Here is a 17,587-nt window from a genome sequence, read left to right as displayed (position 1 = left end):
TCAGGGGACAAGCGAGCCTCCAGAGGCCACCAGCTGAACAGCCAGCACCACAGTGACCAGCATGACCAGCCGGAACAGCTCACGGCCGGAGCGGCCTGCCCCCACCAACGTCAGAATCACCAGCACCAGCACGACGACCAGTACGAAGAAAACCCAGGAGATCACCGGAACCTGGTGGACATCGCCACCGACGGGACCCGCGGTGACCGCCACTGCGCCGGCCAGGACCGCCGCTGCGGCAACGGCGGCCGCGGGCCGGGCACCGATCCGGTGGGGGAGTCCGGTGATGCCGGTGCGGGCGTCGTCGTCGAGATCGGGCAGCACATTGGTCAGATGAACGGCGGCACCCAGAGCGCCACCGGCCGCCCAGGCCCAGGGGAGGGCGAACTGCGGCTCTGCAGCTGCCAGGGTGGCAAAGGAGGGGAAGAGCCCGAAGCTGAGGACGAATGGAGCAACCGAGAACGCACTGGCTTTCAGCCCGGCGTTGTAGGACCACGCGGAGGCCAGTGCCAGCGCATGCATCCCCAGCAGACCTGCACCCAGCGGCGCTGACAGCGCCAGCGCGAGAAGCAGGCACCCCACTGCGGCGACCCACGCGGTCCGGACGCTGACCTCGCCCCGGGCGAGGGGCTTATCGCTGCGGCCCACAGACCGGTCGCGCCGGGCATCGATCGCATCGTTGGAGATGCCCACCGAAAGCTGTCCGGCGAAAACGGCCCCGGTCAGCAGCGTCAGCCGCCAAGCATCCAGCCCGGCGGCCACCCCGAGTGCCGCGGCGAGAACGGTGACCACCAGGGTCGGGCCAGGGTGCGACGACGCCCACAGTCCCCGCACTGCCCTCGCCCCGGTCATGCGCTCAGTCTCTCATCGAGTCGCGCCTGCTTGCGCGCACCGCAGCCGGCGTCGTCGTCCCTCTCTGATGCTGTTCTGGCTTACCCAACGAGCGAGCCTGAACTGGGCTTTCGACTCACCGCGCTATCCGGCCACCTTATCGAGAGCGGACTCCATGTCCAACGCGCCTGACCCGCTGCGAAACGTTGCGCGATAGGTAGTGGGACTCACCCCGAGAACATGTCTGAAATGGCGCCGAAGGGTGGCGGCTGTGCTCATGCCGCACAAAGCTGCCACCTGTTCGATGGAGCTGTCAGTGCTCTCCAGCAGCTCCCTGGCCAGGGTTGCGCGTTGCTGCTGCAGCCAGGCACGCGGCGTGATCGCCATCTCGGCGTTCATCCGTCGGCCAAGCTGCCGCGAGCTGAGGGCCGCCCGGTCAGCCAGCTGCTGGACGGTGATCTGCTGGTGCAGATGGGTTCGCGCCCACTCCAGGGCAGCTCCTAGTCGATCTTGACTCACTGGAGCACGCGGCGCGGCGATGAACTGTGCTTGACCGCCCGGGCGGTGTGCAGGGACCACCAGCCGACGGGCGAGACCATTCGCGGCGGTTGCCCCGAAATCGCGATGCACCAGGTGCAGGCACAGATCAAGCGCTGCGCTTTTTCCTGCCGAGGTGAGCACCTGACCATCTTCGGCATAGAGGACGTCAGGACGGACATTGATCCGTGGGTAACGATCTCTCAATGAGTCGGCATGCATCCAATGCGTGGTGGCAGTGCGTTGGTCCAGCAGCCCCGCTGCCGCAAGGATAAAAGCCCCGGTGCACAGGGCTGCGATACGCGCACCGGCTTCGTGTGCCCGGAGCAGGGCAGCCAGCAGCTCCGGATTCGGCTTCCCGCCGAGATCACTGGTCGAGGACACGACCACAGTGTCAGTCTCGGCCAACGCGGCATATGGCCGAGTGGCGATCTCGGGCAACCAAGCAGAGGGTGAGCCGTCTACGGTGTATGCGACGAGGTCGTACCAGTGGCCGCGCAGTGACAGATCGGACCTGTCAACGCCGAAGATCTCTGCTGCGATCGCGGTCTCGTACAGCATCGAACCTTCGTGCAGGACTAGTCCAATTCGATGCATGTCTGAAACTGTACGGATAACGTCGTATCAGACACTAGTTTCGGGAACGTCTGGGCTGATGAGATGGCAGGGTGAATCCAGATGTTCTCGTCTACGGAGCCTACGGGCACACCGGACAATTCGTGGTAACGGAAATACTCAGTCGTGGCCTGACCCCGGTCCTCGCCGGGCGGAACCCGGCCGCCCTGGCAAAGATGGGACTGCAACACCCCACCCTGGATATCCGGGCTGCAGCTGTCAATGACCTAGACGCGCTGGACTCGGCAATGGGCGGGGTGGGCGTCGTAGTCAACTGCGCCGGCCCTTTCCTGGATACCGGGCTGCCTATGGCAGCAGCCAGCATCAGAGCTGGTGCGCACTATCTCGACATCAGCGCCGAACAAGCCGCTGTCCAACAGATCTATCGCGCATACGACAAAACGCATGACGATATCGAGGGCACGCTGATTCCTGCGACAGCATTCTACGGTGGCCTCGCCGATCTACTGGCCACGACTGCGACCAGTGGATGGGAGGCCACGGACACGATCGATATCGCCATCGGAATCGACCGCTGGTGGCCCACACCCGGGACACGAGAGACCGGCCGACGCAACACAGCTACCCGGCTCGTGGTCGATCACGGCGTTTTGACCTCCGCCCCCGCTCCGGCACCGGTGCGGGAGTGGGTCTTCCAGGGATCGCTTGGACGTCAACGCATGATCGCTAGTCCCTTCTCCGAGATCGTTGCCATCGCCAGGCACCTTAATGTCTCAACGGTTCGCACCTATCTCACCACCTCCGCGCTCGACGACGTCCGCAACGCACACACCGCAGCCCCCACGGCAGTCGACACGACTGGTCGATCCGCCCAGCAGTTCGTGGTCGAAGTACTCGCACGGCGCGGCACAGCACAACGGCGCATCTCCGCTGCCGGGCAGGACATCTACGCTGTCAGCGCTCCCCTGGTCGCCGAAGCTGCCGATCGGCTGCTGAATCGCCGCGCCAACGATGTGAGGGGAGCCACCACTCTGGGAGAGGCCTTCGACGCCCGCGACTTCCTGGAAGCTCTCAGCGCAACTCACCTCACGCTGAAGTACGAGTAGCCGATCCGAGGTTGAGCGTCACATCGGTGAATCTCGAATTCAGTCCAGCAACTGGATTCGGCATTCGGAGCCGGGTGCGCTGGCGAGCCGCGCGTCGGTGGTCAGCAGCGCAGAGGCGTGGGTCATCTCGGTCAATGCCACGTATGTGGCATCGTGGCCGCTGAGGTTGTGCCGCAACTCCCACATCCTTGCTCGGAGCCAGTCGGCTGCAACGAACCTGGCTGCCGCCGGTGTGTGCGTCTCCGACATCTGGGGCCCCGGCCATAGGCTTCTGTGGTGTGCGGATCCTTCCCCTGATCACCCGCACAGTCGCTGCTGCGGCTGTGACCCTGCTGGCGCTGCTCGCCGCGCCTGGCCATACCGCTCCGATCGCAGCGAAGCCCGCCCCCTCATCGAGCGCTGCTATCTGGTCCCAGGCGGTCAATGAGCGCACCGGATACATGCGTCAGGCGGTGGCATCGTACCCTTGGGCCGAGCAGAGCGAGCAGCTGCGCCGCCACAGCGAGGATGCCGATCACGAAGCCGCCGACGGAACCGAACAGGAGGTTGAAGTGCCCCCGGAGCGCATCTCCACACCAGACACTGAGCCGATCTTCGTCACGAATCCTGCGGGACCAGTGAACTGCGCTGAGGTCCGATGCGTCGCACTGACCTTCGATGACGGGCCAGTACCGAATACCCGCAAAGTATTGGCGGCACTCTCCGAGGTGGGCGCCCGGGCCAGCTTCTTCATGACCGGGCAGATGGCCACCGCTCACCCGGAGATCGCCGCAGAGGTCGCCGCTGCGGGGCATGAGCTGGGCAACCACGGCTGGTCGCACACTGATTTCACGGAGCTGAGCGAAGGTGAGCTGCGCTCTGAGCTTTCCCGCACCGCCGTGGCCATCGAATCGGCCACCGGCTGGCAGCCGTCGATGGCGCGCCCGCCCTACGGGTCGCTGACTTCACAGGTCAGTCAGGCCGCAGAGGGGCCGATGATTATGTGGAGCACCGATTCCCGCGACTGGCAGCACCGCTCTGCCGCCCACACTCATCAGCAGGTGATCGACACGGTGGAACCCGGCGCGATTGTGCTGCTGCACGATCTGGAAGCCTCCACCGCCGAGGCCACTCCGCTGATTCTCCGGGACCTGCTGGCCAAGGGTTACCATGTGGTGACCGTCTCGGAGATCCTGGGCCACTCCGGAGAGCCGGGGCAGGTCTACAGCTCTGGTCTGCGCCCCTGAGGTGAAAGATCGCTCGCAGGGCTGACGACGCATCAGGTGTCGTCCGGAAGAATGAGGCACATGATTGACACGCTGCCCGCATTCACCGAGATCCTGTCCATCACCGCTGAGGCCGACCCCACCGAGCTGGTCTTCCCGGAGGATTCCTTCTGGGGCCAGCTACGCAGCTGGACCGACTCCCTGCCCGAGACTCTGCAGTGGCTGGGCATCATCGCCATCTCCGCGATCCCGTTCGTGGAGTCGTTCTTCGGCGGGTTCATCGGCGTGGTGGTCGGCATGCCGTTCTTCGCCGCGCTCGCCGCCGCAGTGGTCGGCAATATGCTCTCCCTGGCGCTGGTGGTCTATGGCGCCCATTGGATCCGCAGCGGGGCGCTGAAGCGGCAGAGGCCCAAGGAGCTTTCAGAGTCCCAGCAGAAGCGGCGGGCCAAGACCCAGCGGCTGCTGGACAGGTTCGGGGTACCCGGCGTCTCACTTCTGGGTCCGCTTGCGCTGCCCAGCCAGATCACCGCTCCGCTGTTGGTCTCCTTCGGCGCCAACCGGCACCTGGTGATGCTCTGGATGTTCGTCTCGGTCGTCATCTGGGGAGCGGGCTTTACCCTGCTCGGCGTCGGCTTCCTCAACCTGCTCGCCGCCTGAAGTCAGGGACTATCCACCGAGTGAGCGCCCCGGCCCAGCTGCTCCAGCACCAGCGGCTTGACCTGGGTGCCGTAGAGTTCGATGGCCTTCATCATGTGCTCATGGGCCAGCGAGCCGTTGCCGTACTTCAGGCCGAACCGGGAGATGCCCAGCTGCTTCTGGGTGCGCACGATCTTCTCGGCCACCGTCTCCGGTGAGCCGACGAACAGCGCACCGTGGGTGATCTCCTGCTCATACTGCTCACGGGATGGATAGCCGCCGCCCCAGCCCCGCTCCTGGCCGATCCTGTGCATCGACTCCGCCCAGGAGGGGTAGAAGATCTCCTGGGCCTGCTGGTCGGTCTCTGCGACGAACCCGTGGGAGTGGGAGGCCACCCGGAAGTCCTTGCCGTGGCCGAACTGCTCCAGCGCCCGGTGATAGAGGTCCACCAGCGGGGCGAAGCGGTGGGGCGCCCCGCCGATGATCGCCAGTTCCAGCCCCACACCGTGACGGGCAGCACGCACCACCGAATTGGGTGTGCCGCCCACCGCAATCCAGGTGGGAAGTCCGTGGGGATGCTCGGTCTTGGGAAAGATCTCCTGATCCTGCAGCCCCGCACGGGTTTCCCCTGTCCAGGTCACCGGCCCCTCCGAGCGCAGCGTGACGAAGAGGTCGACCTTCTCCTCGAAGAGCTTCTCGTAGTCGGAGAGGTCGTAGCCGAACAGGGGATAGGACTCGATGAAGCTTCCCCGGCCCAGCGAGACCTCGGCCCGGCCCCCGGTGAGCCCGTCGATGGTGGCGAAGCGCTGGTAGACCCGCACCGGGTCATCGGAGGACAGCACCGTCACTGCCGAGATCAGCTTGATCCGCTCGGTGGCCGCGCCGATGGCCGAAAGCACCACATCCGGTGCTGAGACCGCGTAGTCCGGGCGGTGGTGCTCGCCGATCCCGACGACGTCGATTCCTACCCGGTCCGCCAGCGTGGCCTCGGCCAGCAGATTCCGCAGCACCTCCGGCTGAGTCAGCCGGCGGGATCCGTCGGGCGTGGAGGTGACGTCGCCGAAGGTGTGGATGCCGAATTCGAAGGTGTCGCTGTGGCGCTCTGTGCTGATGCTCATGATCTCCACAACTGTACAGACCACACCTCGTATTCCTTCAAATTTGAAACACCCTGGTGGCTCGGCGCGGCCAGGCGGGTGCTGGGCATACCCGCTGCCCAAGGGATGGTGATATCCCCACCACTCCACTGGTTACCGAGCAGGTGCACCTGAGACCCGTACGGCAGGGCACAACCGGGCGCGTAAGCTGGATATATGACTCAGCATGCCGCTGTCATCGGCTCCGGCCCCAACGGGCTGACCTCCGCCTGCCGGCTGGCGCGGGCCGGATGGAAGGTGACCGTCTACGAGGCCGGCCGGACCCCGGGTGGGGCGGCACGGTCAGCGGAGCTCTTCGGCCCGGGCCTGATCAGCGACCTGGGGGCCAGCGTGTTTCCCTTCGCCTCCCCGGCCTATGAGTCGATGCTCGGCGCTGCTGGTTCCGGCGGCGGGGGGACCCCGCGCGCCTCTGGGCCGGCTACAGAGGCACCGGCCTTCACGCCTGAAGCCACTTCCGGCGGCATCGACTACGCATATCCGCCGATTCCCGCTGCCCACCCGGTGAAGACAGGGAACGACGCCGCAGACGCAGTGCTGCTGCACCGCAGCCTGGAACAGACCGCCGACGAGCTGGGTCCCGACGGCGATCTGTGGCGCTGGATCATCGGCCCGGTGGTCAACAACTGGGAGGCAGTCAGGCGGGCCTTCCTGAGCCCGCCGAGCCGCCCGCTGTCCGGACTGCAGACGACGCCCGAAAGGACCACAGCGGCCACCACCTCTCCAGACGCTCTGCGGAGACTGACCCGGACTCTGCGGTCAGGAGTGCAGCAGACAGCGGCATTAGCTCAGATCGGCGCGCTGGGGCTGATGCCGGCACGGAATATGATGCGCAGCTTCAGCACCCAGCGCGCCCGGGCGCTGTTCGCCGGGATGGCAGCCCATTCCACCGGACCTCTGACTCACCCGCTGACCTCTGCCTTCGGAGTGGTCTTCGGCGCAGCGGGGCATACCGAGGGCTGGCCGGTGATCCGTGGCGGATCGCAGAGGCTGGTCGATGCGCTCACCGCTGAGCTGGACGCCCTGGGGGGGCAGATCGTCACGGACTTCCGCGTGGAGGAGATCAGGGAAGCGCCCCTGCCTGGGCTGCGTCCCGGCATCCGGAAGGACCTCAGGCCACGCGGCTACCGGATCGAGGGGGTGCGCGAAGGCGACCTCGGCCGCAGGCGGCGTGCCGGTGAGGAGGTGACCGACGTCGTCGTACTGGATCTCACCCCGAAGCAGGTGCTTCAGCTGGAGGGGCTGCGGCTCCCCGACAGCGCAAGACGGCGGATGAACACTTGGCGGTATGGGCCCGGGCTGGTGAAGATCGACTATCTGGTGGACGGGCCGATTCCCTGGTCGCAGGCCGAGCTCGCGCAGGCCGGGACTGTGCATCTAGGCGGGAGCGCAACACAGATCACCGCCAGCGAATCGGCGGCGAACAAAGGGATCCTGCCCGGCCGGCCCTTCGTGCTGCTGACCCAGCCCAGCGCTGCCGATGATTCGCGCACACCCGATCACCGCACCGTGTGCTGGGCCTATGCCCATGTGCCCAATGGGCTCGACGCCGCGGGCTCAGCACGGGCCGCGCAACTGATCGAGACTGAGATCAGCCGGTACGCCCCGGGGTTCAGGGACGCTGTGCTGGACCGGAAGGTCTGGAGTCCGGCCGAGCTGGAGCAGTGGAATCCGAATATGGTCGGCGGAAGCGTCAGTGCCGGCCTGGCGACCCTGGGCCAGACCTTCGCCGGACCGGCCAGTCTGGTGCGCAGTCCCTACGCCACAGGAGTGGAAGGCGTGTATATGTGCTCGGCATCCACCCCGCCCGGCGGCGGCGCCCACGGTATGGCCGGTTACAACGCCGCAGCGTCGATCCTCCGCGACACAGAAATGCTGAGTGGTCAGTGAGATTCGGAGCGCGGCAACCGGGCAGACTTCAGGTGTGAGGGTCAGCGTCAGCTGACCGAGGCGACACTGGCTCAGAACCCGGTCAGGGCCAGCACACCGGCCACCACCAGCATCGTCACCCCCACCAGCACATCGATGATCTGCCAGGTGCGGGGCCGGTTGAGCACCTTGGCCAGCAGAGCTGACCCGCAGGCCAGGAGGCTCAGCCAGATCACCGAGGCCAACACTGCCCCGAGCGCGAACCACCACCTGTCCGCGCCGAAGGCATTGGCCATGGTCCCCAGCACCACCAGTGAGTCCACCCAGGCGTGAGGGTTGACGATGCTCAGCATCAGCCCGGCCGCGGCCACTGTGGTCACCTTGGAGACAGTAGTGACCTTGACCTTCTGCCGGGTCTGGGTGGGAGGTCCGTCCTGCTGGCCGCCAGGAGTCACCACCGGAAGCTCGGAGGTCATGGCCACGTGTAGTGTCTCTGTGGATTTCTGCCCGGATACCTTTGGCCCGGCGGTGGCCTTGAACGCCGAGCGGAAAGATCGGTAGGCGAACCAGGTCAGGTACGCCACACCGGCCCACCGGATGACATCAAGCAGCCAGGGTGCGTAGTCGATGACCACGCCGACACCGGCGGTTCCGGCTGCGATCAGCAGGATATCGCCGATCAGGCAGCAGAGCGCCGCCAGCAGCACGCGGTCCCGGCGCAGCCCCTGGCGCAGCAGCCAGGCACTCTGCGGGCCGATGGCCACGATCAGCGCCATAGTGGTCAGCAGTCCGGTGAGCAGAACAGTCAGCATGGACTCCATTGTTGCGCCGGGGATGAATCCGCACCAGCGCAAAATTCTTCACTGAATGAAGGTATGCTTCAGATAGTGAGCGGACGCCGTTCGGTGCGGAGCCAGGAGACGGGAAGCGAGCCAAGGGTTATGAACACTGATCAGCTCCGGGCCTTTGTGCTGGCCGTGGACGAAGGGACCTTCGACGCTGCCGCGGATCTTTTGCGCATTTCCGGCTCAGCGTTCTCCCAGCGGATCAAGGCCCTGGAGAAGGAGGTCGGCCAGGTTCTGCTCACCCGGACCATCCCGGTGCGGACAACGTCTTCCGGCGAGCAGCTGCTGCGGATCGCCCGGCAGACCATTCTCCTGGAGGACGAAGCCCGGAGAAGCCTGGGATTCCGCGGGTCCTCGCCGAACTACCGCCCCACCATCACCCTGGCCGTGGCAGTCAACGCCGACTCGCTGGCCAGCTGGTTCATCCGTGTTCTGCAGGAGGCCGCCACCTGGGACCATGTGGAGATTCACGTTCACACCGAGGACCAGCAGCACACCGACGAGCTGCTGCGCAACGGCACCGTGGCAGCCGCTGTCACGGAGAACCCCGCACCGGTGTCAGGGTGCCGCGCGGAGCCGCTGGGCACCATCCGCTACTGGCCAGTGGCCAGCACCGAACTGCTGGACCGGCACCGGGATGACACCGGCTCGGTCGACTGGGCTCAGGTGCCGCAGATCGACTTCAGCACCCGGGATTCCACCCAGCGCAACGCTCTGGCCAGGCTCGCCGTCACACCGGCGGTCACCCACCTGCTGCCCTCAGTCCAGGCCTATAACGCCGCCGTGGGCTTCGGGCTGGGCTGGGGGATGATCCCGGAGTCCATGCTCCCGGCCGGCGTGCTGGAGCAGAGGCATCCGGACCTGGGAGTCATCGAGGAGATCGGCGCCGAGGACGTGCCACTGCACTGGCAGCACTGGACCACGACGACGCCGGCGCTGGACCGGCTCACCGAATCGGTCAAACGTGCCGCCACACACTTGCTCTGAGCGCTGAGAACCTCCTGAGCATCACATTCGATGGACAACACCGCGCCCTGCTGGAAACTGCGCAAGTTTTGGCCGAGTGCGCGCGACATAACCCCCGCACAAGTTCATAGCCTGCGGTGTTCGGGAATAGTTGCGTATGGCAGTCCGACACTCACTTCAGGCGCGAAGGCCACGGCAACGCGGCCGAGATCCGATTGAGCCGAGGGGGGCCCGAGCTTGCTCGTGGCACCTGAGGAGATTGAGGATTGCGCACCACGGGTGCGCAGAGGCGAGCGGGGTTTCCCCGCCGCCGGGACTAGGCTGTCTCGATCTGGCGGACGCGCTCCACCAGGGCCGCGATATTGCGGATGAACACGATCAGCCAGGCGAACAGGATGGCCGCACCCACCAGCTCCAGGGAGGTGAGGTTCCAGTAGCCGATCGGCCTCCACAGCAGGAAGGAGAAGACCAGCCCTGCCGCGGCGAGGAAGCTGAGCACGTAGAAGGACCGCGAAAAGCCAGGCAGCAGATACGGCACTGCCAGCAGGATGAACAGGAAGGAGACCCCGAACACCGCGGTGACGATCGTATGGGCCTGCAGGTGCAGACTGATGGGAATCAGCCCCACACCCGCCAGGGACAGCCCCATGGTGACCATCAAGACCCGGACCATCATGACTCGCGGAGTCCGGAAGTGCCCGGAGAAGGAGTTGGAAACCCGGGTGGCCAGCGGCACCCTGCCGGTGGGGCGGCGTCGTTGATCAGCCCGCGCCTCCAGGCGCTGAGCGACCTTGGCACGCTCATGCCCGGCCCAGATCTCCAGATCCCGGGCGATGAACGCTGTCAGGGTGGTGATGATGATCCCGGAGACCACCAGGGTGGTGTTGAAGGTCCAGAAGCTGGTCAGCCCAGCCTGCCCTGTGCCTAGCTCGGAGAACATCACATGCCACCAGAACGGGTTCTCCGCGAAGATCATCGAGACCAGCACGCCGGAGGCCATGAAGATCGCCAGCAGTGTGGACAGTGTGAACGCGTTGATGCGCGCCCCGGAGTTGAAGCTGAAGTACGCGGCCACACCACCGATGATGGCCACCAGCAGGGCTCCCGCCAGATGGTCCACGGTCAGGCCGATGAACGCCTCCTGGAACACCCGGAAAATACCCAATGATCCCATCACCGCGATAGAAGAGTGCACCACCAGCAGGGCAACGGTGTCGATCAACTGCTGCAGTCTGGGCCGCTGGCCGATCCAGATATTCGCCATCCGCGCATTGAGCGAGTACCCCAGCAAGAAGGCGATGCCGGCGGCGATCCCACCTGCGATGGCCCCGTAGAACTGGATGGAGTCGTCACCGGCCAGTGAGGGCCGCTGCTCGTAGAAGACCACCAGACCGACCAGCAGCCCCAACAGGCCCCCGCCCAGGGCGGACCAGATGGCTCTGGACTCGATCAGCACCTGGAGGCGGGCTTGGGTCTCTGCCTGCTGCGGCGTCGTCGTGGTCGGGTGCGCAGCCTCCTCCTGAGCCACGCTGGCGGCGAGTCTGCGAGCTCGGCCGGTTCTGCGCTTTGCGGTCACACTCCAGACTTACCAGATCAAGCCAGCCCTGGTAAGTCCAACCTTGGGGCCGTTGTGCACCCCGGGATAGTGTCGGGCCATGGAACCAGAGCGCCAGGACTCCGGCCCGCACCGTGTCTGCTACTCGATCACCGTTGACGCACCAGCGGAGGCCGTCTACGCATTGATCGCCGACCCGCACCGGCATCATGAGGTCGACGGCTCCCAGACTGTGCAGTCCTCGGCGATCGGACCGCATGAGCTGACCAAAGGTGCCAGGTTCAGCGTTCATATGCGTAAGTTCGGGCTGCCGTACCGCCTTCCGCTGAAGGTCACTCAGGCCCGTCGCCCTGCCCCCGGCGGCCCGGGAGTGATCGAATGGCGCCAGCCCACCGGTCACCGGTGGCGGTGGGAGTTCGAGCAGGACGGCGGCGGCTCCCGGGTCACCGAGAGCTACGACGCCTCCGGGCAGCTTCCCCCAGTCCGTGCAGCGCTCAAGCGACTCAAGACTCCCCAGCAGAACGCCGTCAGCATCAAGGAATCACTACGCCGGGTGAAGTCACATTTCGAGGATACAGGGTCTTGATAAGGCTATATCTCCAGGTCAGCGGACTTGACGCTAGACTATGCCATTGAGCCACCGACACTGTCGTCTTCCATGACGGCAATGTACAGTGCCCTCGAAGTTGCACCCATGCGCCCACGCTGCCGTTCCAGCTGATGGGCGTCCCATATCTGGCAGGAGAGACTGCATGTTCAACGCAGAGATCAACCGCACCCTGACCGCCGCCGCTGACCTGATCAACACAGCGGAGGGCCTCAAGAGCGCACAAGACACACCGGACACCCTTTCCTCGGTGGAGGGCCTGAAGGCTTATCTCACCGAGCGTGAGCCCGAGCTTGAGTGGCCGACCACCACAGCGAACAAGAAACAGCTGGAGAAAGTGCGCAGCCTGCGTGGTCAGCTGCACACCGTATGGTCCTCCGCCCCGGTCACCGCGCCTTCCGGACTGGAGATCATCAACAAGCTGCTGGAGGGGGTGGGAACCGAGCTGGTGATCACCGAGGATGAGGGGGAGGCCCAGTTCCGCGAGCGCCCGATCCCGGTGTCGCGCCAGATCAGCGATGTCATCACCGCCACTGTGGCCGCAGCTTTGGCCCATCTGGTCACCAGTGAGGAGACCGGCCGGCTGCGCATCTGCCGCGGCGATGACTGCGAGGCCGCGATTGTGGACCTGACCAGGAACCGTTCCAAGCTGTTCTGCGACTTCGGCAACTGCGCCAACCGGGCCCATGTTCGGGCCTACCGTGCCAGGCAGGCGGCCCAGAAGAACAACGACGGCGCAGCAGCCCCGGCCCAGAAGCCGCGCCGGCTGACCAAGCCCTCCTCGGCGGAGAAGGCCGAGGCCATCAACCGGCCGAAGTCGGCCACTGCAGTGGCCGCCAAGGAGTTCCGCGACCGGATGCGCGAAGAGCTGATGCAGAAGCGGGAGAAGAAGTCCTAGCCCTGGCGTTTCGCCGTCAGCCTTCTGCGTGACCGCAGGCAATACCTCACGGCGATGTAGAGAGCCTGCGGCGAAGCAGCGGAGGGAAGTGGGTTCGGCTCAGCCCTCCGAGCGCTGACCGTAAGGCGGATCTTCTGGTGCCTCACCGGCGCGACGGGCCTCCTCAGCTTCCTGGCTGCGCCTCTTCTCCCGGCGCCGGGCCACCTGTTGCCGGTAGAGCTCCTCAGAGTTCCGGTTGACTCCCGCGCCCTGGGAGAGCTCCTCGGGGTTCTCCCGGGAGGCCAGCTGGAGCATGGAGACGATCAGCAGGCTGGCGATGAAAGCGATGCCGAAGGCCAGCAGCGCGAGGTTGATCGGGTTGTCCACACCGGCCGAATCGTGCTCCACCCGTGGGTTGTCGGATCCGCCCGAGGAGAAGATGAGGGTGACGAATCCAGCCACAAAAGCCAGTGCGAAAGAGAAGATCAGCGGAGCCTTGACGGTCTCCAGCAGGGAGCGGCGCTCCTTGGGTTTCTCGGGCACGTGGGCGGGTTTCCTTTGCACGGTGACGGGGTGACTAGTCCTCTGGGCAGGGACCAGGCCATTCTACGCGCCGTAGAACTTGCTGCGCGAGTTCAGCCGGCGGAGCGGGATTCGTGGGTGAAGCCGGCAGCGGAGATCAGCAGCAGCACCGCCATGATGATCACTCCGGTCCCGGAGATACCCAGGATTCCGTGCGGGTCCAGCCCTGCGCCCAGGAACAGCCCCACCCCGGTGAGGATTCCGACCACGCCCAGAAGCACATGGTCTCTGGAGGGCACGAATTCGGCACGCACCTTCAGCGCACCGGAGAGTTCGCAGGTACCCATCACCAGGAACCCCGCACCGGCGATGACGGCCAGGACAGTGGTGGAAGCAGCGAAGATGGCCGCGATCCCGGAGAACACCCAGGCGGCAGCGCCCAGGGCCATCGCGCCGGTCAGCGCGGGAGGAACCTGCTCGGTTTTGGCGTAGTCCCAGACGGCGGTGGCGCCCAGGATGAAGAAGGCGGCCAGGGCGATCCGGGCCACCGTCATGGTGTCGTCGGTCCAGAAGATGGTGAAGGCCGCGAACACAGCGGTGATCACCGCGCGGGTCCATGCCGGGCGGATCAGCGCAGCGGCGGTCTCAGGCTCGATTCGGGTCAGTGGCACAGCCGCCATTTTACGTCACCGGGACTCCCCCAGGACCATCCACCGGTTTCCGGCTGCGCGCAGGCCGAGCGTCACACCGCGTGCGCCCATGAACAGCACCGTGAAGGCGAGCCACAGCCAGAGTGTGGGCTCTCCGGCCGGCCCGGGATCGCCGACCTCCACGTACCGGGCCACCCACCACAGGCCAGGAAGATAGACCGCCATGTTCACCACCCCGGCAAGGGCCAGGTAGCGGACATCGCCTGCTCCCATGAGCACGCCGTCGAGGACAAAGACGTATCCGGCCAGTGGTTGGGCCACTGCCAGCACCAGCAGCGCCGCGGTGATCATCTGGGCGACCTGTTCGTCCCGGGTGAACAGCAATGGCGCCCAGGGGGAGATCACTGCGGTCAGTGCCCCCACGGCTGCGCCGAAGCCGAGGCCCCACCAGATCATGGTGCGGGTCATCCGGCGGGCGGCTGCCGCGCGGCTGGCGCCCAGTTCGCGGCCGATCAGCGCCTGGGCGGCAATGGCCAGGGCGTCGAGCACGAAGGCCAAGGTGGAGAAGAAGGTGAAGGCCACCTGATGAGCGGCCAGGGTCTCCGGCCCCAGACCGGTGGCCACGATGACCGTAGCCACGATCGCCACCCGCATGGTCGCGGTGCGCAGGAACATCCAACCACCGACCTGTGCCGCAGAGCGCAGTGCCGCCGGCTCCGGGCCCAGCGGCACACCTGCGGCACGCATCCTGGGCACCAGGATCACCAGGTAGGCGATCGCCATGCCCCACTGGGCGATGGAGGTTCCGGCCGCGGCCCCGGCCACGCCGAACCCCAGGGGGTGGACCAGGATCAGGTTCAGCAGCACGTTGGCGCCGAAGCCGATCCCGGCGACCACCAGCGGGGTCCTGGTGTCCTGGAATCCGCGCAGCGCACCGACTCCGGCGAAGACCAGCAGCATGGCCGGTAGCCCCGGCAGCGACCACAGCAGGTAGCTCAGGGCATGGGGGTGGATCTCACCGGCGCTGCCCATGGCGCGCAGCAGCCCGTTCCCGGCGGCCGCCCCGGCCAGCGCGAGCACCGCACCCAGACCGAGGGCCAGCCAGATGCCGTCGCGGCCGGCGGCCAGCGCCTTGGCGGTCTTTCCGGCACCGACGAACCGGGCCACCGCCGGTGTGGTGGAGTAGGCCAGGAAGACCATCAATCCCACCACGGTGTGCATCACGGTCACGCCCAGGGCCGCACCGGCCAGCTCGGCGGTGCCCAGCCAGCCGATGATGGCGGTGTCGGCCATCAGGAACAGCGGCTCGGCCAGCAGCGCACCCAATGCAGGCACCGCCAGGGCAAGGATCTGCCGGGCTAAAGGTCGGCCTCCCTCACTCGCCTCGGAAGACTCCGAGTACGCTCGGGTCTTCGCTCGGCTCAATCGTCCGCGCCGGCCCACCGGACGCGGGTCGCTGTTCGGAGCTGAGCTGGCGGCGTCGTACTCTGTTCTGCTCACCCGATCAGCGTCAGTCCGATCAGTGTCTTGAGCACCGCGAAGCCCTCCAGCGGTCCGGCGAAGTCTTCGGCCCAAGGCATGACGAAATAGGCCAGCAGCAGGGACATCGCGTTGTTGAAGAAGTGCAGCAGCCACGCGTAGAACAGGTTCCGCCCGCTGAGGATATAGCCCAGGGTGATCACGATGCCCATGGTCAGATAGGGCACCACAGAGACCAGGGACAGGTCATCGGCCATGCCAATCAGGGCGGGGATGAAGTGCAGCAGCGGGAAGGCCAGCACGGAGATCGCGCCGCAGACCCACACGTTGATGTAACGGGAGAGCTTGCCGATCAGCAGGTGCCGGAAGAAGTACTCCTCCACATAGGGCCCCAGGGCTGCGATGACCACCAGAGCCGCGATGAAGGGAACCGCCTGCAGCATCGCCTCGATGGCTTCCTGATTCTCAGAGGTCTCCGGCTCGGCGCCGAGTAAGAAGAGCACCAGGACCATGTTCAGCACGATGCTGGCGATCCAGGCCACCGGGACCAGCAGCAGCTTCAGCCACCAGAGATAGCTGAAGGCTCTGATCGACCGCCACAGGGCAGCGCCGGAGAGGGCGATCGCGATCACCGCCAGCACACCGTAGCTGAGGGCGTTGACCAGGAACATGCCCTGCTGCATCTGGGTCTCGTCGCCGGTGACCAGCTCGTTGATGGGTGGGAACAGAACCACCAGCCCCACCAGTCCGCTGAGGAAGCCGAGCACGTAGAACAGTGTGGCTCCGAGGTCCCACCAGGTGAACTTTCCTGGTTCGGAGTCCCTCTGGCGCTTTCTCGGGGCGGGCCGCCAGCCCGGGGGCGGCCCGTGCGGCGGAACCTGCTGCTGCAGATGCGGAGGCTGCTGCCCGGGATGCCACCCCGGGGGTGGGCCGTCAGGGGACCCGGACGCCGCCGGCTGGTGGGGATCACCGGGCCGCTGCCAGCCGGGGGCGGGTCCGGCCGGCTGCGGACCATAGGGGTTGGGGACTGGGGGTGGCTGTTGACTCATTACTGCTCAGCGTAGTGAATCGGGCAGCGGGGAAGCATCACTCTGAAGGATGACCCGCTGCGGGCTGGGCCTGCTGGTCAACGGCCTCGAGGTCCACCACACCCTCATTGGGGCCGGAGTATGGCGAGGGGGTCAGCAGAGTGGCGTTGCGCAGGTCCCGGATGCGCCGGGCTTTCTCGGCGACCTCGTGGTCCTCCTCGCTGATCGGCTCCCAGCGGACGATCCGGCGTGCCGAACCGGTGCCGTCGGGGGCGACCATCACCGGCAGGCCATAGGCGACCACCTCCGGACTGCGGTCCCAGCGGTCTCCGGCGCGGACTCTGACCAGCACGTGCATGGACTTGGAGCCGGTGAGCACCAGCCGGGCGTCGACCTCCACCAGGTCGCCGATGGTGATGGGGCGGTAGAACCGCACACCGCCGGAGAGGACGGTGACCACGTCGTAGCCGCAGTACCGCTCGGCGCAGAGCTCGGCGGCCTGGTCGATCCACTTCATCACCGCCCCACCGCGGACCTTGCCGTCGGGGTAGCGTTCCTCGGTGCTGACCAGGAACCGGAGGGTGAGCGCCTCCGACGAGCCGAAGGACTCCGGCAGCGACTGGATGGTCTCCTCGACCTGCTTGCGGTAGTCCATGCGGCGAGCGGCGTCGACGTCGCGGCGGCTCTGCAGCTCAGTGACCGGTGCGAAGGTCGGCACCGGCAGCGGCTCGCCGTCTGAGCCGACTGCCACATAGATCATGAAGCACTCGGTGCAGGTCTGCAGGCCGTCGGACTCGGTCTGGATCAGCACCCGGGTCTGCACGTGCACGCTGGTGCGGCCGGTGTGCACCACCCGGGCCTGAACTGTCACCGGTGTCTCGCGCGGCACCGGAACGGTGAAGTGCATGTTTCCCACATAGGCGGTCACACACTGGGCACGCGACCAGCTGGCGGCACAGGCGTAGGCGGTCTTGTCAATCCAGTCGACGACGACGCCGGCCGGCACCGTGGAGTCCCGCGATGAGCCGGTGACTTCCCGGAAGGTGAGTTCGATGCTGGACCTACGAGGCATAGTGTGACGGTAGCACCGGCTCGGCACAGTGCTGCATGACACACTGCCGAAATCAAGAATTCTTTAGGGTGA

General features: G+C 66.2%; 18 protein-coding genes. 7 read left to right on the top strand and 11 right to left on the bottom strand.

What is annotated here, in order from left to right:
* Together DVO78_RS16645 and DVO78_RS16640 are read right to left on the bottom strand one after the other, a co-directional pair.
* Window positions 1-852 (bottom strand): UbiA family prenyltransferase, encoded by an 852-nt coding sequence (locus DVO78_RS16645; RefSeq protein ID WP_120006613.1) that lies wholly within the window; start codon window positions 850-852, stop codon window positions 1-3.
* A gap of 123 nt (window positions 853-975) precedes the next feature.
* Window positions 976-1,965, bottom strand: coding sequence for a GlxA family transcriptional regulator (locus DVO78_RS16640; protein WP_120006612.1), 990 nt, complete (start codon window positions 1,963-1,965; stop codon window positions 976-978).
* A 71-nt stretch (window positions 1,966-2,036) separates the two neighbouring features.
* On the opposite strand from DVO78_RS16640, the gene DVO78_RS16635 reads away from it, so the two are divergent.
* Window positions 2,037-3,050: a saccharopine dehydrogenase NADP-binding domain-containing protein gene (locus DVO78_RS16635; RefSeq protein ID WP_120006610.1), complete on the top strand. Its 1,014-nt coding sequence runs from the start codon at window positions 2,037-2,039 to the stop codon at window positions 3,048-3,050.
* A 39-nt stretch (window positions 3,051-3,089) separates the two neighbouring features.
* On the opposite strand, the gene DVO78_RS16630 is transcribed toward DVO78_RS16635, so the two are convergent.
* Entirely contained in the window at window positions 3,090-3,299 is a 210-nt protein-coding gene (locus tag DVO78_RS16630; RefSeq protein ID WP_120006608.1) for a twitching motility protein PilT, read from the bottom strand.
* Between the two features lie 29 nt (window positions 3,300-3,328).
* Between DVO78_RS16630 and DVO78_RS16625 the strand changes: the two genes are divergently transcribed.
* Entirely contained in the window at window positions 3,329-4,276 is a 948-nt protein-coding gene (locus tag DVO78_RS16625) for a polysaccharide deacetylase family protein (RefSeq protein ID WP_120006607.1), read from the top strand.
* Between the two features lie 60 nt (window positions 4,277-4,336).
* Window positions 4,337-4,912, top strand: a complete 576-nt coding sequence (locus DVO78_RS16620) for a small multi-drug export protein (RefSeq protein ID WP_238385374.1) — start codon at window positions 4,337-4,339, stop codon at window positions 4,910-4,912.
* A gap of 2 nt (window positions 4,913-4,914) precedes the next feature.
* Here the strand turns inward: DVO78_RS16620 and DVO78_RS16615 are convergent, their stop codons facing one another.
* Window positions 4,915-6,009: an LLM class flavin-dependent oxidoreductase gene (locus DVO78_RS16615; protein WP_120006824.1), complete on the bottom strand. Its 1,095-nt coding sequence runs from the start codon at window positions 6,007-6,009 to the stop codon at window positions 4,915-4,917.
* Between the two features lie 195 nt (window positions 6,010-6,204).
* Between DVO78_RS16615 and DVO78_RS16610 the strand changes: the two genes are divergently transcribed.
* Window positions 6,205-7,935, top strand: coding sequence for a phytoene desaturase family protein (locus DVO78_RS16610; RefSeq protein ID WP_120006605.1), 1,731 nt, complete (start codon window positions 6,205-6,207; stop codon window positions 7,933-7,935).
* A 71-nt stretch (window positions 7,936-8,006) separates the two neighbouring features.
* Here the strand turns inward: DVO78_RS16610 and DVO78_RS16605 are convergent, their stop codons facing one another.
* Window positions 8,007-8,726 (bottom strand): LysE/ArgO family amino acid transporter, encoded by a 720-nt coding sequence (locus DVO78_RS16605; protein ID WP_238385373.1) that lies wholly within the window; start codon window positions 8,724-8,726, stop codon window positions 8,007-8,009.
* Between the two features lie 129 nt (window positions 8,727-8,855).
* Between DVO78_RS16605 and DVO78_RS16600 the strand changes: the two genes are divergently transcribed.
* Window positions 8,856-9,746: an ArgP/LysG family DNA-binding transcriptional regulator gene (locus DVO78_RS16600; RefSeq protein WP_120006603.1), complete on the top strand. Its 891-nt coding sequence runs from the start codon at window positions 8,856-8,858 to the stop codon at window positions 9,744-9,746.
* 295 nt (window positions 9,747-10,041) lie between these two features.
* Here DVO78_RS16600 and DVO78_RS16595 read toward each other — a convergent pair whose 3' ends face one another.
* Window positions 10,042-11,301, bottom strand: a complete 1,260-nt coding sequence (locus DVO78_RS16595) for a hypothetical protein (protein ID WP_120006601.1) — start codon at window positions 11,299-11,301, stop codon at window positions 10,042-10,044.
* A 79-nt stretch (window positions 11,302-11,380) separates the two neighbouring features.
* On the opposite strand from DVO78_RS16595, the gene DVO78_RS16590 reads away from it, so the two are divergent.
* Together DVO78_RS16590 and DVO78_RS16585 are read left to right on the top strand one after the other, a co-directional pair.
* Window positions 11,381-11,866, top strand: coding sequence for an SRPBCC family protein (locus DVO78_RS16590; protein WP_120006599.1), 486 nt, complete (start codon window positions 11,381-11,383; stop codon window positions 11,864-11,866).
* A gap of 166 nt (window positions 11,867-12,032) precedes the next feature.
* Window positions 12,033-12,785: a CGNR zinc finger domain-containing protein gene (locus tag DVO78_RS16585; protein WP_120006597.1), complete on the top strand. Its 753-nt coding sequence runs from the start codon at window positions 12,033-12,035 to the stop codon at window positions 12,783-12,785.
* Between the two features lie 99 nt (window positions 12,786-12,884).
* On the opposite strand, the gene DVO78_RS17815 is transcribed toward DVO78_RS16585, so the two are convergent.
* From DVO78_RS17815 to DVO78_RS16560, 5 genes are all read right to left on the bottom strand, one after another.
* A complete protein-coding gene (locus DVO78_RS17815) occupies window positions 12,885-13,307 on the bottom strand; it encodes a hypothetical protein (RefSeq protein ID WP_202912232.1) in 423 nt (140 codons plus the stop codon).
* A gap of 92 nt (window positions 13,308-13,399) precedes the next feature.
* Window positions 13,400-13,957: a hypothetical protein gene (locus DVO78_RS16575; protein ID WP_157984105.1), complete on the bottom strand. Its 558-nt coding sequence runs from the start codon at window positions 13,955-13,957 to the stop codon at window positions 13,400-13,402.
* Window positions 13,958-13,972: 15 nt separating this feature from the next.
* On the bottom strand, window positions 13,973-15,361 hold the full coding sequence (locus DVO78_RS16570) for an MATE family efflux transporter (RefSeq protein ID WP_120006820.1): 1,389 nt from the start codon (window positions 15,359-15,361) through the stop codon (window positions 13,973-13,975).
* A gap of 71 nt (window positions 15,362-15,432) precedes the next feature.
* Window positions 15,433-16,464, bottom strand: a complete 1,032-nt coding sequence (locus DVO78_RS16565) for a CPBP family glutamic-type intramembrane protease (protein WP_120006593.1) — start codon at window positions 16,462-16,464, stop codon at window positions 15,433-15,435.
* A 37-nt stretch (window positions 16,465-16,501) separates the two neighbouring features.
* Window positions 16,502-17,515 (bottom strand): acyl-CoA thioesterase, encoded by a 1,014-nt coding sequence (locus tag DVO78_RS16560; RefSeq protein ID WP_120006591.1) that lies wholly within the window; start codon window positions 17,513-17,515, stop codon window positions 16,502-16,504.
* Window positions 17,516-17,587 lie beyond the last annotated feature (72 nt).

The organism is Nesterenkonia muleiensis (genome assembly GCF_003600155.1).
Lineage (GTDB): Bacteria > Actinomycetota > Actinomycetes > Actinomycetales > Micrococcaceae > Nesterenkonia > Nesterenkonia muleiensis.
The sequence above is the reverse complement of the archived record's forward strand: the minus strand, read 5'-3'. Positions and strand labels throughout refer to the sequence as shown.